Raw genomic sequence first — 15,431 nt, 5'->3', positions numbered from 1 at the left:
AGGGAGTTGATTTTATGAAGATTACAATGCATCAGAAACCGCTTGTTACGAATGGTGAACCGCCAATAGTTGGAAATACTTTTCCGGACTTCAGTTTAAAAAATATACATCAGGAAATGATTTCTTTAAAGAAGTTAGCAAAAGAAAATACGTTGATCAGTGTTGTACCTGATGTAAATACACGTGTTTGCAGTCTTTCAACTAAAATTTTCAATGAAAAAGTGGATGATTTCCCTGCAATTAATTTTTTAACGATTTCGACCAATAGTTCAACTGAACAAAAAAATTGGTGTGCAGCTGAAAATGTTGCCAAGATGCAGCTTCTATCTGATGAGCAGGGTTCTTTTGGAAAAATGCTTGGACTTTATGTTCCTGATAAAAGAATTGATGCACGTAGTGTTTGGATCATTGATCATAAAGGAAAGATCATCTACCGTGAATTAATAGTTGAACAAAGTAATGAACCTGATTATGCAACTGCTTTAGAGTTTATTCAAGCACACTAATTTATTATATTTAAGAGCTTCATGTTCGTTACAATTTAGAACATGGGCTTTTTTAGTTTGTGTTTTAATAACGATTGGGAATGTTTAGTTACTATAATTATATTAAACGCATTTTTTTACTTAAAATAGTGTATAGTATGACTTAATTAATAAGCTAATAAGTTATCTATTATGTTTTTTGATGAAGGGGGAGACCAGGCATGATGCAGAATGAAAACATTAAATTGTTGGCAAATATCGCATCAACAGATTTTTATTATTATAATGGAGAAAAAGTGCAACTAATTTCTGAAAATGACGCTTTTAAGATGGATGCTTTAGTTAATGAGGCAATCAAGTTAAGAGTTAAAGGTACATTAACTATTGTCAATATCAACAATTTTTATGTAGTCGTAATTCCTCTTGAGGATTTTAAAAGCCTCATAATGATACCTCATATTAACACCACGAATATTCCTAGAGATTATAAAGCTACTACTAAATTTGTTAATAATATTCACCAACTATGTGAACTTGTATATCAATTATTTACCCAAAAAAAAGCGCCTGAATGGAAAATGAGTGTAAAAAAGATTCCTGCTCAAGCAAAACGTATTAAATTCGCTAACAAAAGTGAATTGAAACAGCTTTATAAAAATGAACAGGAAATTTTTAAGATTATTAATGATGATAATCTTCCTTTTTTTCAGCAAAAACTTGCACAACCAACACTAACTGAGTATATGGGGAGTTTGTTTGAAAAGCAGCATTTTGAACGTGGACAAAAAGATATTGTCATCCGTTTTGTGAGTTTATTGATTAATGCAGTAATCTCTAATCAAGAAGTTGCAGTAACAGTGGCACTCAAAATACAAGATGATATTTTGGGAACAATTGAATTTAAAAAAGAAATTCCACCATTTAAACTATGGATGGATCAGCTTGTAAACTATGGATGGATCAGCTTGCATTGCAGTGCTTTTTTGAGTTAAGAAAAGTAAAAAAAGAAAGCATCGTGTTGCTACCCGAAAAATGTGCGCATTATATCAAAAATCATGTTAACCAAGAGATTAACCTAACAATTTTAACTAATGTTCTTAATTGTTCTAAAAGCAAGTTATGCGCATTGTTTAAAAAAAGGTACGCAACGACTGTCATGCAATATATTAATTATCAAAAAGTAAAGGCAGCAAAAAAAATGCTGACAGATTGTTCTATCAATGTAAATGAAGTCGCATATGCATTATCATTTAAAACCCCCACTTATTTTATGAGGGTTTTTAAAAAGTATACTGATATGACTCCCTCGGAATACCGTAAAACATTTAACGAGACGCCAAAGAAAATTTCAAAACAGCAGAGCTAAAGCTTTAACTATTAAACAGCAGGGCTGGATCAAAATTTATGTTTTGACTCAGCTTTTTTACATTCTTACAGTTTCCATATTAACGTGTTTCAATAGTCAGTTTTTTTCCGCTTAACGACTATTGGCACACTTCCATTTTTTAATTCTCATGTTTTTCGTCATCACGAGAAAAGCACATTTTATCTCTGATACCTCGTGTACATTCCGCCTGAATGGTTACGTGAATAACGTTATACTTTTGTTTTAATATTTTTTCTATTTGTGAATAGATTACTTCTGTCTCACTTAATGAAATGTTGCCTAGATTGATGTGGACTGAAGCAACAAGTTCATTTTCATTGATTAACCAAGCATGGAAGTGATGGACCCCAAGGACCGCTGGAATTTCCATCAAATCAGTTTTTACTTTTTCAGGATTAATAGCTGGTGAACCTTCCATTAAAATGGCAATTGTTTGTCGGATGATGGGCCAAGCCTCATAGGCTATATAAAGTGAAACTAAGATAGTAACAAGAGGATCCACCCAGTAAATACCAAAGAAAACAATCAGCAATGAACCAACAATTACACCAACTGAGGCGAGGGCATCACTGAGTAAGTGAAGGTAGGTTGCACGCAAGTTCAAATTGTGTTTCGAATCACGGCTAAGCAGAAACGTCGCAAAAAGATTTGCAGCCAAACTGATTAAGGCGATCCAAAACATGATGCCTCCGCTGACCTGCTCAGGATGGATAATCCTTTTTATCCCTTCAAGCAAGAGATATAAAGATAAAAAAACAAGAATAAGTGAATTTAAAAATGCTGCAAGAATCTCAGCTCTTTGATAACCATAAGTGTTTTTAGGAGTAGGGCTTCTCATGCCGATACGATGTGCAATATAACTCAAAATGACAGAAAAAGAATCACTAAGGTTATGGAGCGCATCAGAGATAAGTGCAAGGCTTCCTGCAAAAATTCCGCCTAAAAGTTCAAAAACAGTAATTAGGACATTTAGAACTGTAATTAATAGGAAACGACTTCCTGTAAATTTGGATTGTTCCACTCAGAGATCCTCCTTTCTATTAATAATTTTTTAATGTATGAATATATGTTCATATTACATGTGAACTATAACATGAAATATGGATAAAAACAAATTTAAGAGAAGAATTTATTTTTATAAAGTGCTAATATAAAAACAAATATCCATACATTAAAAATTGGTAAGGGTATTTTAAGATTTGTTTAGCAGTTAATTCTATAAAGAAACTGGGGAGAAAAAATGAATTCAGATTCACAAAAAGACACTGCACATTTAATAGTAGAATGTCTTGAAAATGAAGGTGTAAAATATGTTTTTGGAATTCCAGGGGAAGAAAACATTCACTTGGTAGATGCACTTAATGAATCAAAATTAATAAAATTTATCTTAACTCGTCATGAACAGGGCGCATCGTTTATGGCCAGTACTTATGGCCGGCTGACAGGGATGCCGGGGGTCTGTTTAGCCACACTTGGTCCAGGAGCGATCAATCTAATGCTGGGGGTTGCGGATGCAGAAACTAACTCAACTCCTTTAGTTGCTTTGAGTGCTCAGGGAGGTTTGACCAGGCTACATAAAGAATCACATCAGGTCTTGGATCTTGTTTCTATGTTTAAACCTATTACCCAGTATGCAAGTATGATTTTAACTCCCCGCGCTGTACCGGAAATGGTCCGTAAAGCTTTTTCAACTGCTAAAAGAGATCGACCGGGTTCTTCATACTTGGCCATTCCACAAGATGTTGAAGAAAAAACAGCTCCAGTGGAGGTAAAGCCGCTCAAAATCGATCCTATTTCTGTTACACAGCCGACTCCTTCCGATATTGACAAGGCAGTTAAATTAATTGCAGCAGCTAGAAATCCTATTATATTGGCTGGGGACGGTGTTCTTTGGAAACATGCAGAACAAGAGGTGCGTGAGTTAAGCGAGCTGTTGGATATACCTGTAGTAACAACTTTTATGAGTAAAGGTGTTATTTCTGACAGGCATAAAAATGCACTCGGTGTTGTAGGCTTTATGCGGAAAGATTATGAAAATTTTGCGATCGATCAGGCAGATTTAGTAATTTCAATTGGATTTTCAATTCAGCAGTTTGATCCGCAGAAAATCAACCCGCATGGTGATAAAAAGATTATTCATATTAACATGTTCCGTCAAGATGTCGACAGTCATTATCCTGTAACGCTGAACATAATTGCAAACATCAGAGCCAGCTTACAAGTTTTACTGCAGTCATTGAGATCACAGGAACTTCATTTTTCACATAAAACGGCGCAGATCAGAGAATTAATTCATAATGAATTAGTCAGCGGGCAGAAGAGCGATTCTGTACCATTGAAACCTCAAACAGTTGTGTATGCAACCCGTAAAGTCCTTCCTGATGATGCGGTTGTGCTTGTAGATACGGGTGCTGTTAAAATGTGGATGGCACGGTTATATCAGACGTATCTTTCAAATACTTGTTTGATAGATAATGGATTATCCACGATGTCATGGACTTTACCAGGGGCAATCGGTGCTAAATTGGCGCGTCCAGATAAAGTTGTTGTTGCTGTGATGGGCGATGGAAGTTTCTTAATGAACTCTCAGGAACTCGAAACAGCAATTCGAGAAAAGCTTCATTTAATTATCGTGATCTGGGAAGACGCTTCGTATGGTCTTATAAAATGGAAAATGGATATGGAAATTAATCACCATAATGGAGTTGATTTTGATAATCCGGATTTTGTAAAGTATGCGCAAAGTTTTGGAGCAACCGGAAAACAAGTTAGAAAAGCAGGAGAATTTTCGCAATTTATGCGAGAGGCAGTTGCTGCTAAAAACGGTGTGTTCGTAATTGCAGTTCCAGTTGATTACCAAGAAAATATGAAATTAATCAGTAAATTAGGAAATACAACAATGCGGCTGTAAAACAGGATTAATGCAAGTTATATTTTCAGTTTCAATTACTGGCTTTAAGATTGTGGGTTGCAGTAGGATAGATGTAGAAATGGGGTGCGTTTTTTGGAAAAGACTTTTTCTTTTGACGATGGGGTAACGGTTAATCGTTTAGGATATGGGACAATGCAGTTGCCTGGCAAAGGTGTCTGGGGTCCTTCATTAGAGCCGCAAAATGCAGTTAAAGTGATTACCACAGTGCTTGATCATGGGGTCGACTTTATTGATACAGCGGATGCTTATGGTCCGCTTTTTGCAAATCTTTATTTAAAAAAAGCTTTGCAGCAGCGACCTGATACTAAGGTGATGATTGCTACCAAGGTTGGTTTTACACGTCAAGGGCCTAATAAATGGATCCCGAACGGCCGCCCAGAGTATTTGCGGCAGCAAGTAGAACTTAACCTATTTTCTCTAGGGTTGGACCATATTGACTTACTGCAATTGCATAGAATTGATCCTACAGTTCCCTTAGAAGAACAGCTGGGAGTTTTGCGTGATATGCAAAAAGAAGGAAAAATCAAGCACATCGGATTAAGTCAAGTTAAAGTTGAACAGATTAAAGAGGCACAAAAGATTGTACCAATTGTTTCAGTGCAAAACAGGTATAATCTGATTGACCGGACTGACGAAGATGTGTTGAATTATGCAGAACAAAATCATCTGGCATTTATTCCTTGGTTTCCTTTAGCAACTGGTAAATTAGCAAATGATAAACGCTTACAGCAGATTGCTGCGAAGTATAAAGTCGGTCCGGCACAGATTGCACTTGCTTGGCTGTTAAAGCGCAGTAAGGTAATTTTGCCTATTCCTGGAACTAAGTCAGTAGCACACGCATTAGAAAATCTTAAAGCACGTGATATTGAGTTAAGTGACCAAGAATTTGATGATCTTAGTGAACTGAAAGCAGAGTAACATCTTTGGTTAATAGTTTGGACTGTGAGTGACATTTTTCCAGAATTAAGTAAAAGCTGGAATTGGAAAAATAAAATTAAAATGTTAATTAAAAATAAGCCTCAGGCAGGTATTTCCCTTCATAAAATGAGAACAGACTTGTCTGAGGTTTATTTTAAAACAAAAATTACAATTAAGTTGTGAAATGAGTTAACTGCTGGTTTTTCTAGAGCAGCTTGGTGTAAATATCAGCAACATCAGCTTCTGTCAACTTTACTGGGGCATTGACCAATAACCGTTGCTGGTTTTCGAGCACAGACTTAGCAAATTCTTGACATAACTTTTTGTCCATCCCGATTTCGCTTAAATGCTGATTAGGTAGAATGCTGTTAATAATATTTTCTAAGCGTGTCCATACTTCATTTGGCTGAACGGAAAGTTCCCCTGCCAAAACAACTTCTAAATTACTTAAATCAGCACCAAGCTCTTGATATTTCTTGAAAGTGCCGCTGAACACTAAGTAATTTGATTGACCGTGAGCGATGTGAAATTCGGAACCGATAGGATATGCAAGTGCATGAACTGCACCGCAACCAGCATTTCCAAACGCAATTCCAGCTTGTGTACTGGCTTCAAGGAAGGATTGAAGTTCTTGTCCATGCGGCGTTTTACCAGTAGCATTTGTAATGATCATTTTGGTATATCCACGTAAAATTGCCTTCATTGCACTAAGCGAAAAACTTTTGCTGAATGAAGTAGCCTTGGGCGAAATATATGATTCAATTGAATGTACTAATGCATCAATTGAGCTGGTTGCAAAGACTTTATAGGGCATTGTAGTTGCCAATTGTCCAATTAAAAATACCTGATCTGCATACATTTGGTCATATGCCAAGCCGATCTTTGTCTTTTTAGAAACAAAGTTGAAAACTGCAACATTAGTTACTTCGCTCCCTGTTCCAGTTGTTGTGGGTACAATGATTAATTTGCGTTTTTGAGGTAAGGTTTTGCCATTTTTAACAAGATCCGAAATCGTCAAACCTTCACCATAAACGGAAAGTTTAGCATTATCAATGACGGATCCGCCTCCAATCGCAATTACGCGTTTATAATGTTTTTCATTGAGCTTAAGCAATAACTTGTCAGCGGCAACATCTGTTGGTTCTCCATGCAGATAATCTTCTACGAAAATCGCGTCGACAGGAAGATCAGCTAACTTAAGATGCGGTTCAATGATATAACGGTTAGTCAATAAAACATCTTTGTTGCTGACGTGAATTGCTTTAAAAAATTCCTGTAGGTTATCGCTTGTCTGGATCAGTGGTCTAACTACAAAAGATGACAAATAAAACATCCCCTTAATTTTTGAATCCAATGATACGTTCCTACTTCCAATATTAGTTAGTAGTCTCATCTTTTACAACCAAATGCATAATAATATTTTTAAAAAATTTATTATTTTTCCAAATAAAATAGCCAAAAAGAAAGGCTGGGTCAAAACCTATGTTTTGGCTCAGCTTTTTTGTACTCTCTTTCAGTTTCCATATTAACGTGTTTCAATAGTTAATCTTTTTCATTTAACCACGAATTACTCATAGTCAAATTCGGACTAGGTTCGTAATTCGCAGTTAATGCTCAAAGTCTAACGACTATTGGCACATTCCCTTGACTTAGCTATTATTAGTAATTTGAATTTAAGCTTTAAATTGAGCTACTGCACTCATCATTTCGTCTAATTTTTCTTCCCAATTATCAGCTTTGACGATTCCACTGGCACCACCAGTACCGTCTGCTCCCCATTCCAGCATTTTTTTAACATCCGCAGCGTCGCCTACGCCAGCAGCTTCGATGACAAAAATATCGGGAGCAACAGAGTGGACAGCTGCAATTGATTGGGTTACGTAGCTTTTATCGCTAGTGCTCCCTGAGCCGACTAAAGCAGAAGGTTCGCAAATCATTGCATCTGGGTGTAATTCCGCGATAGCTTTACACTGTTCAAGTGTGTCTGCACAAGCGATACTTAAAAGATCATTTTCTTTTGCACTTTTAATGCCGGCATCTAGGTCTGAAATAGTCAAGGGCCTTTCAGAGTGATTAAGCACAACTGCGTCAACTCCATGATTTTTTAAAGCTGCAGGCAAAACACTCCCCATTCCCTTGCTGGGTTCGATTGTGTCCATATGCTGAGCGGTTACAAGCAGGTTATCAGTTGGTTTATTCTTGATGTCGGGAATATCAATTAGTTGAGCAGTAAAAATGCTCTGCAGCTCATATTTTGCAGCTATCTTTTCTGTCAGCTCAGCTAATTTGATTACATCAGCACCATACAAGTAAGTCTTGGGATTTACCATGAAAAAGGGTTTCTTGAATTTTTTCATCAAATCGCTCCTTTAGGTTTTTATATGTCTAACCTTATTGTAAGGGACTGAGATATGAATGCAAAAGTTATGATTATTTATAATCCTTAAGCTGCGTTAAAGGTAAAACTAGTATAAGGATTAAAATTTGCAATAAAAAGAACGCGTGGCAGAAGCTGGAAAGTTTTGAGCAGTATCAATGACTACGGATTACAATCCCCTAGTTAATTTTATAGTTAAAAATTATCCTATGACGTTTTTGGGCTGAGATTGTCGTGTATGTTCTGCCAAGTGGACCAAATGAGTCAAGAATGCATGAGTAGTGGCTTCATAACGATATTTTCTGCCAAGTTCAACCAAGTAGCCATTGATATAATCGACTTCTGTTGGACGATTGTGCGACATATCTTGATACATTGAAGGATAGTGCAATGGATTAGCTACTGTAGAAACATAATTAACACTTTCTAATTCTTCTTGGCGAGTGTTGAGCATTTGAATGCCGGCACGTTCGCAAATATCATAGGCTTCATTGATAAGCTGCATACTTAGCTCATCAGCACCCGGATAACTTGCAAATTCACCCATAGTGATTTCAAAAAGAGTGCAGAGGGTGTTGACAACAGAGTTGAAAACAACTTTGGCGAGGAGGGTCCCCAAGAAGTTAGTTGTCAGGTTTGGATTGAATTGTGCCTTTTCCAGTTCCACTACTACATCATGTGTCTTTTTATCTGGTTTTTCGGTATAGTTAGCGAGATTCATTGTTCCGGCACCGCGGGCTCCGATAAAATCTACATCTCCAGAACCATTTAGGACAGTGGCAACTAGAGCAGTTCCTGCCATCAGCTTTTCAGGTTTGAAATACTTTAAGAGCTTTTCAACGTGTCCCATGCCATTCATGCAGGTTAGGACATACTGTTCTTCACTAAAACAATGTGCTGTTCTCTTTAAAAAGTCAGCAAGCTGCATTTGTTTGGTAAAAACAATCCAGACATCAGGCTTGCCTTGGTATTCTTCTGGATAATAAACATTAACAGGAACAAGACGTTTATTTTGGTGATCGCGTGAAACCAAAACTCCACCCTGTTCACGAACTTTTTCTACATTCGATTCCCAAGTATCCACAAAATCGACTTGATTTCCAGCTTCTTGCAGTAAAACCCCATAACGGTATCCCATAGCGCCAGCACCTAAAACTGTAAACTTCATAATGAATCCCTCCAAATATTTTTTTAAATACGAATAAAAAATAAAAGCGTCCTTTAGGCAAAATAAAATTACCTAAAGGACGCTGACGCGTGGTACCACCTTTGTTCATTCACGATCGTGAATCTCTTCGAACTAAGAAATCAATTCGTCAGCACTATAATGGGTGCAACCACTGCAGGCTACTTGTAGAGCTTTGGCCTACAACGCTCCAAGATGATTTTCCGTTACTAATTATAGAGTACCTGCTCTCACCAGTTTCAGGTTCGCTTATCCCTTTAAAGCAGCAGAAGTTCTTTTCCACACGTTTTATCTCATTCGTTTTTAATTTATATGTAGTTTAGCGTTTAAAAATCTAATAGTCAATGTTTTTTTAAAAGTAAAAGCACAGATAAAGTCTATTGCTTAAGAAAATAAGGAATTTTTACTAAATTAGTAAATAATTAAAAAAAGGTTGACAATAAATATATGAAAAGCGTAGACTAGCATCAATAAATGATAACGACATGAACGAAAACAGTAATTTGTCAGTTTTGCAAAGGAAGCACTGGTTGTTGAGAAAGTGTCTGGACTGGCAGGTGGAAAATTCGTTCATTGATCTTGTTTTTCGAGACAAGATGGGCAGCATCCATTAAAATGCGTGTGTTTTTCACACAATAAGTGATCATTTGTGAAGATGATTGAAGTAAAAGGTGGTACCGTGCTGTTGCACCCTTGGTTTAATGACTAGGGGTGCTTTTTGTTTAGAAAATAATAAAAGGGAGTGTTTGGAATGAAGTATGGTGTAATTGGTGCAGGCGCAATGGGGTATCGTTATGGAGTAATGTTACAAGAAAATGCCGGAGCAGAAGTTGATTTTATTGATACTTGGGAACCGAATGTAGAAAAAGTTCGTGAACAAGGTGGGGTCTCAGTTGCACGTGACCATCAAAATAGACGGGTTATTCCGATTAATATTTATTATCCAGAAGAATATCAAGGCAAACCTGATGTTTGGATCATTTTCAAAAAGCAGATGCAGCTTGAAGATGAGTTAAAACGGGATGCAGCTGCCGGTTTGTTCCACAAAGGACAATATGTTTTTTCAGCAATGAATGGAATGGGACATTTTGAAAAAATTGTCAAGTATTTTTCAGCTGAAAAAATTCTTTGCGGCACAGCTATGATTGCGACCCGCCTTGACGGTCCTGCCAACGTTGACTTTATGGGGGCTAAAGGAACAGAACAAATGCATATTTCACAATATGCAGGCGGTAAGCCAACGACCGCAACCCAACAAGTAATTGCCGATTTTAAGGCGGCTTCTTTAGGACCGATTTTTGTTGAAGATTACTTGGGAATGTGTATGTCAAAAGTTGTTTTCAATGCTGTTGTCAACACATTATGTACGATGTTTGAGGTTCAAATGGGTCAGTTTATTGAGTATGAAGGTGTACCTAAAATGGCTGAGCAGCTTTTTAACGAAGCATACGATGCCTGTGAACGAGCTGGCATTCATTTGATAGAAACACGGCAAGAAGAGATTGATTCTGTGACGACCATCAGCCATGAGTATAAGTATCATTACCCATCAATGTACCAAGATTTTTCTAAGGGAAGATCCACAGAAGTGGACTATATTAATGGCTATATTGCAAAGATTGGTAGAGAACATGATTACGTTTGTCGTACTCACGAGTTCGTAACGCAACAAGTACATTTAGCAGAATTAATGCGTAAATATCATTAGTATACTGAAGTGTGTCAATATAAAAAATGCAAAGCAGCTGAGCCAAAATGTAAGTTTTGGCTCAGCTGCTTTTTGCTGCAATCATCGCTCTAATATGCTTTAGCAGCGTTATCTATTTAGACTTTGAAAAAATTTTAAGCCTCCAAGGCACCCACAATTGCGTGATTAAATGCCGGGATATCATCTGGAGTTCTACTTGTAATCAAGTTGTGATCAATTACAACAGGCTCGTCTTTAACAAGGCCGCCTGCATAATAAAGATCAGGCTGAACAGTAGTGTATGAGGTCAATTCGCGTCCCTTAACCAAACCAGTTTGGATAAAAAGCTGTGGACCATGGCAGATAGCAAAAAGAGGTTTGTCAGCTAAAAGAAAGTGCCTGGTAAAGGCAACAAAAGCTTCATTAGAACGTAATTGATCCGGTGAAAAGCCCCCTGGAATTAACAAAGCATCGAAATCATCAGGTTTAACCATATTGATAGCCTTATCAACCTTTATTTCTGTACCATGTTTTCCAGTAATAGTTTCCGTGCCTTCAGGGCTGATTGTAGTCACTGTGTGCCCAGCGTCTTTAAGCGCTTCAACTGGGGAAGTATACTCAATGTCTTCAACAAAATCAGTTACTAATACTGCAACTTTGCTCATTAAAATTCCTCCTTGTAATTGTTTCACCTACAATTCTCACTATATCAAGAGGAAAGTTGTTATTCAATTAATCGGCTTGAGGAGGTGATAACAATTGTTTGTCAGCGGGATTATTTTATCATACAATGACGTTGATATCTGAAACTTTTTAAAATTTTTGGAGGTGTTTTTAATGAAGATCGGTTTTATTGGCGGGGGGCATGTTGCTCAGATTTTAGCAGCAATGTTTATTAAGGCCGGGCATTCTATAGTACTCACAAACAAGCATGGTTTGGATCGACTTGAGCCAGTGATCAAACGTCTAGGCTCAAAAGCAGAGGCCGGTAATCTGGCTGAAGTTGCAAGACAGGACTTGGTAGTACTGGCAGTTCCTTATAAGGCAGTTTTTGAACTTGATGAAGATCTGCTAAAAAATAAAGCTGTTATAGATGCAACAAACTATTTTCCACATCGTGACGGTGAGTTTGAAGAAGTCAGCAATCATAAATTGGCTAGTTCGCAACTTGTTGCACAACACTTTATAGGTTCAAAAGTTGTCAAAGCTTTTAATACAATTCCGGTTGCAAATCTGAAGAGCTTGTCTAGTGATGCAAGTGAAGACAAACAAATCGCGATACCTATTGCAGGAGATGTTGAAGTTAAGGATACAGCTGAAAAGCTGATCAAGCAGATCGGGTTTGTGCCTTATGATGTAGGGGATCTTAAAGAAAGTATTAAGTTTCAATCTGATACGCCACTTTTTTTGTTTTCGGGTGATCGCAAGTCTTTGGCAAACAAGTTTGTTCAGAAATAGTAATTATACTAAAAAGACCTGCAGAAATTAATAACGGCATAAAAATAGCTCAGATGACAGGAGGGTAAGCTGGAACAGCTGCTTCATAAAAATTATAGTGATTATAGTGATCATATAAAAGAGCCAAGTCAAAACTCGATTTTGACTTGGCCCTTTTATATGATCTTGCAATACCTGCAGTAATGTGCTCCAGCAGCCGATTTTTATAAATTATGTTAACTGATCTTATCAAAGAGTTCCAAAATATTTTCTTTGGTAAGGCTTTTCTTTTGTTCATCACGGACATCAAGTACAATTTGACCTTTACCCAGTACCAGTAATCGGTTCCCATATTTTAAAGCGTCATCCAAATGGTGAGTAATCATTAAACATGTCAGTTTTTGTTCCGTAATGTTTTTATTGGTTTGTATCATTAACTGTGCACTTGTTTTGGGATCGAGTGCGGCCGTGTGTTCATCTAGCAAGAGCAGTTCGGGACGCTTAATAATAGCCATTAGAAAGCTAAGTGCCTGACGCTGTCCACCAGAAAGACTTTCAGTAGCAACGTCCAATTTATTACTGAGTCCGTTGTTCATTGAGGCAGCTATTTCCTTAAAATAAGAACGTTTCTGTTTGAGTTTACGTAACTTTAAATTTCGTTGAGTACCTCTCTTTGCAGCTAAGTTAAGGTTTTCTGCAACTGTCATACGAGGAGCAGTCCCCATTTTAGGATCTTGGAATACCCGGCTGAGGAATTGCGCTCTTTTTATAATGCTTTCTTTCGCGATACTACGTCCTCTGTGAAGAAGTTGGCCCTTTCCGAGGATTTTACTTCCGGCAATTGTGTTGAATAGAGTAGATTTTCCAGCTCCATTCGGTCCTACGACTGTAATGAAATCTCCTTCAAAAATGTCGAGGTTTAACTGATTCAAAATTGCAGTTTGAGAGGAAGTGTTTTGGTTTACATATACAACTGCATTTTTCAATGAAAGCAAGGGGTCATTTTGCGCCATTTCCTGCACCTCCTTTTTGAATTACATGATCAAGTCCTAATAGTGCACTTAACTTAGGCAGCATGAGGCAGATTGCTAAGATGAGCGCAGATAATAAATTCAAATCATTTGTACTGAAACCAAGCTGCAATACTGTCAGCAAGACGAAACGGTATAGAATGCTTCCAAGAGTCACGGCTATCAAGCGTTGGTTAAGGGTTAATTCTCCGAATACAACTTCTCCGATAATTATTGAAGCCAAAGCTATTACGATAATGCCAATCCCCATATTAACGTCGGCATAACCATTACTTTGAGCAATGAAAGCTCCTCCCATGCCGATTAAGCCATTAGAAACCATGAGACCCATGATTGTCATATTGTCAGTATTGATACCAAGCGAACGTGCCATTACCGGATTATCTCCGGTTGCAATAAAGGCTTGTCCTAACTCTGTTTGTAAGAACAGAACCAGTAAAATTGTAATAATGGAAATAATGATAAAGCCTATGAACACACTATCAAAATATTTGGGAAGTGATTCTAGAAAATGATTGCTGAACACAGTTTGTTTACCCAGCAAAGAAATATTAGCACCGCCCATAATACGCAAGTTGATTGAAAGACAGGCAGTCATAACCAGTATTCCTGCCAAAAGGATCGGAATTTTTCCCTTAGTATAAAGCAGACCGGTTATCAACCCAGCAAAACCACCTGCTAAAAAGGCTAAGAAAGTAGCGATAAGTGGGGATAATCCATGGCTGATAGCAGTTACCGCAGTGGCTGCTCCAAGCGGGAAAGTACCTTCAACAGTCATGTCCGGAAAGTTCAATATCCGAAAAGTTAAAAACAAGGCAACACCGAGTACTGCCCATAATAACCCTTGTCCAATGCTTGAAACGATCATACTCATTTAAAAACCTCTCCTTTTGCTTCAGCTTGTTTTACAATCTCATCAGGAAGTTTGATTCCCAATAATTCAGCTTCTTTTTGATTGATTACATACGTACCCTTGGTAACATAGGCGACTGGGAAATCTGCAGTTTTACGGCCTCGCAAAACTTGTGCGGCCATTTCTCCGGCAACTTTGCCGAGTTCTGTCTGGCTAATAGCATATGAGGCTAGACCGCCATCTTTCACCATTGTGTCGGCAGAAGGGATAACTGGAACCTTTTCTTTATTTGCAACATTAACAAGTGTCTTCATGGCTGAGGCAACTCCATTATCCTGAGGAGCATAAACTGCATCGACTTGTGAAGTCATTTGTTCTGCAACCTGTTGCATATCATTTGTGCTTGAAATAGTATACAGTTTGTAGTTGACGCCGTTTTCCTGGCATAGTTTTGCAAATTTTTTTGCATTATAGGAGCCGCCATGGTCTGAAGAAGTATAGATAATGCCCACAGTTTTAGCATCTGGAACAATTTGTTTTAACAGCTCCAATTGCTTTTGCAGCGGAGATTCGCCAGAAGTTCCTGTAATATTTCCACCTGGATGCTTATCTGATTTTACTAGTCCGCCGCCGGTTGGATCTGTAATTCCCGCCAGTATTACCGGGGTTTTTTTGGAGACAGAGTTAGCCAATGCCTGTGCAGCAGGAGTTGCTATTCCAGCAACTAGGTCTACATTTTCGTTTGCAAACTTAGTACTCATTGTTTTTAAATTACTTTGATCACCTTGAGCATTTTGAAATTCAATTTTAATATTCTTCCCAGGCGTATAGCCGTATTCTTTGAGTCCTGCTACAAAACCTTGGTGAATTTGATCCAGCGCAGGATGCGTTAGAAGTTGGAGAATACCGACTGTCGGAATTTTTTTCTTATTGGATGAAGCCGTACTGTTTTTATTTTGTGTGGTAAAAAAAGCAACTCCTAAAAATACTGCTAATATAGCGATTAAAGTATACATTCTTTTCATGATAATTCCCCCGAATTTTATTTAATGAATGAGGGCAAATAAAAAGGGCAAACCAGCGAACTCTGGTTTGCCCTTGCAACCGAAAGCCCGCTGTATTACACCCATGCAGACTT

The 15,431-nt window shown here is 37.7% G+C and carries 16 protein-coding genes; 8 read left to right on the top strand and 8 right to left on the bottom strand.

Features of this window, described 5'->3' with window-relative positions:
- Positions 1-14: 14 nt before the first annotated feature.
- The 3 genes from FD46_RS01720 (at position 15) to FD46_RS10495 (ending at position 1,851) form a co-directional block, all read left to right on the top strand.
- On the top strand, positions 15-506 hold the full coding sequence (locus FD46_RS01720; protein ID WP_057895463.1) for a thiol peroxidase: 492 nt from the start codon (positions 15-17) through the stop codon (positions 504-506).
- 200 nt (positions 507-706) lie between these two features.
- Complete coding sequence (locus FD46_RS01715) at positions 707-1,477, top strand: hypothetical protein (protein WP_235805525.1); 771 nt, start codon at positions 707-709, stop codon at positions 1,475-1,477.
- The gene (locus tag FD46_RS10495; protein ID WP_338040977.1) at positions 1,414-1,851 is read left to right on the top strand and encodes a helix-turn-helix transcriptional regulator; all 438 of its coding nucleotides are present in this window, start codon (positions 1,414-1,416) and stop codon (positions 1,849-1,851) included. The genes FD46_RS01715 and FD46_RS10495 overlap by 64 nt, the downstream gene beginning before the upstream one ends.
- A gap of 139 nt (positions 1,852-1,990) precedes the next feature.
- Here FD46_RS10495 and FD46_RS01710 read toward each other — a convergent pair whose 3' ends face one another.
- A complete protein-coding gene (locus tag FD46_RS01710; protein ID WP_057895462.1) occupies positions 1,991-2,893 on the bottom strand; it encodes a cation diffusion facilitator family transporter in 903 nt (300 codons plus the stop codon).
- A gap of 219 nt (positions 2,894-3,112) precedes the next feature.
- Here FD46_RS01710 and FD46_RS01705 point away from each other — a divergent pair, with 219 nt between their 5' ends.
- Positions 3,113-4,783, top strand: a complete 1,671-nt coding sequence (locus FD46_RS01705) for an acetolactate synthase large subunit (protein WP_057895461.1) — start codon at positions 3,113-3,115, stop codon at positions 4,781-4,783.
- Positions 4,784-4,876: 93 nt separating this feature from the next.
- Positions 4,877-5,722, top strand: coding sequence for an aldo/keto reductase (locus FD46_RS01700; RefSeq protein ID WP_057895460.1), 846 nt, complete (start codon positions 4,877-4,879; stop codon positions 5,720-5,722).
- Between the two features lie 205 nt (positions 5,723-5,927).
- On the opposite strand, the gene FD46_RS01695 is transcribed toward FD46_RS01700, so the two are convergent.
- The 3 genes from FD46_RS01695 to FD46_RS01685 all read right to left on the bottom strand — a co-directional run bounded on the left by FD46_RS01695 (position 5,928) and on the right by FD46_RS01685 (position 9,267).
- Positions 5,928-7,076, bottom strand: a complete 1,149-nt coding sequence (locus tag FD46_RS01695) for an iron-containing alcohol dehydrogenase (protein ID WP_057895459.1) — start codon at positions 7,074-7,076, stop codon at positions 5,928-5,930.
- Between the two features lie 319 nt (positions 7,077-7,395).
- Positions 7,396-8,079 carry a triose-phosphate isomerase gene (locus FD46_RS01690; protein WP_057895458.1) on the bottom strand — a complete coding sequence of 228 codons (684 nt, stop codon included), beginning with the start codon at positions 8,077-8,079 and terminating at the stop codon, positions 7,396-7,398.
- A 222-nt stretch (positions 8,080-8,301) separates the two neighbouring features.
- Complete coding sequence (locus FD46_RS01685; RefSeq protein WP_057895457.1) at positions 8,302-9,267, bottom strand: ketopantoate reductase family protein; 966 nt, start codon at positions 9,265-9,267, stop codon at positions 8,302-8,304.
- Positions 9,268-9,356: 89 nt separating this feature from the next.
- Between FD46_RS01685 and FD46_RS10310 the strand changes: the two genes are divergently transcribed.
- Positions 9,357-9,608: a hypothetical protein gene (locus FD46_RS10310; RefSeq protein WP_157047065.1), complete on the top strand. Its 252-nt coding sequence runs from the start codon at positions 9,357-9,359 to the stop codon at positions 9,606-9,608.
- Between the two features lie 428 nt (positions 9,609-10,036).
- Positions 10,037-10,993 (top strand): ketopantoate reductase family protein, encoded by a 957-nt coding sequence (locus tag FD46_RS01680; RefSeq protein ID WP_057895456.1) that lies wholly within the window; start codon positions 10,037-10,039, stop codon positions 10,991-10,993.
- 134 nt (positions 10,994-11,127) lie between these two features.
- On the opposite strand, the gene FD46_RS01675 is transcribed toward FD46_RS01680, so the two are convergent.
- A complete protein-coding gene (locus FD46_RS01675; RefSeq protein WP_057895455.1) occupies positions 11,128-11,637 on the bottom strand; it encodes a type 1 glutamine amidotransferase domain-containing protein in 510 nt (169 codons plus the stop codon).
- A gap of 172 nt (positions 11,638-11,809) precedes the next feature.
- Between FD46_RS01675 and FD46_RS01670 the strand changes: the two genes are divergently transcribed.
- The gene (locus tag FD46_RS01670; RefSeq protein WP_057895454.1) at positions 11,810-12,430 is read left to right on the top strand and encodes an NADPH-dependent F420 reductase; all 621 of its coding nucleotides are present in this window, start codon (positions 11,810-11,812) and stop codon (positions 12,428-12,430) included.
- Positions 12,431-12,645: 215 nt separating this feature from the next.
- Here FD46_RS01670 and FD46_RS01665 read toward each other — a convergent pair whose 3' ends face one another.
- Genes FD46_RS01665 through trpX form a run of 3 tightly spaced genes read right to left on the bottom strand, consistent with a single transcriptional unit; the run spans position 12,646 to position 15,318 of the window.
- Positions 12,646-13,422 (bottom strand): ABC transporter ATP-binding protein, encoded by a 777-nt coding sequence (locus tag FD46_RS01665; RefSeq protein ID WP_057895453.1) that lies wholly within the window; start codon positions 13,420-13,422, stop codon positions 12,646-12,648.
- The gene (locus FD46_RS01660; protein WP_057895452.1) at positions 13,409-14,314 is read right to left on the bottom strand and encodes an ABC transporter permease; all 906 of its coding nucleotides are present in this window, start codon (positions 14,312-14,314) and stop codon (positions 13,409-13,411) included. Before FD46_RS01660 ends, FD46_RS01665 begins: the two co-directional genes overlap by 14 nt.
- Positions 14,311-15,318 (bottom strand): tryptophan ABC transporter substrate-binding protein, encoded by a 1,008-nt coding sequence (gene trpX, locus FD46_RS01655; RefSeq protein WP_057895451.1) that lies wholly within the window; start codon positions 15,316-15,318, stop codon positions 14,311-14,313. The genes FD46_RS01660 and trpX overlap by 4 nt, the downstream gene beginning before the upstream one ends.
- Positions 15,319-15,431: the final 113 nt, after the last annotated feature.

Source organism: Liquorilactobacillus oeni DSM 19972 (genome assembly GCF_001436275.1).
GTDB lineage: Bacteria > Bacillota > Bacilli > Lactobacillales > Lactobacillaceae > Liquorilactobacillus > Liquorilactobacillus oeni.
The sequence above is the reverse complement of the archived record's forward strand: the minus strand, read 5'-3'. Positions and strand labels throughout refer to the sequence as shown.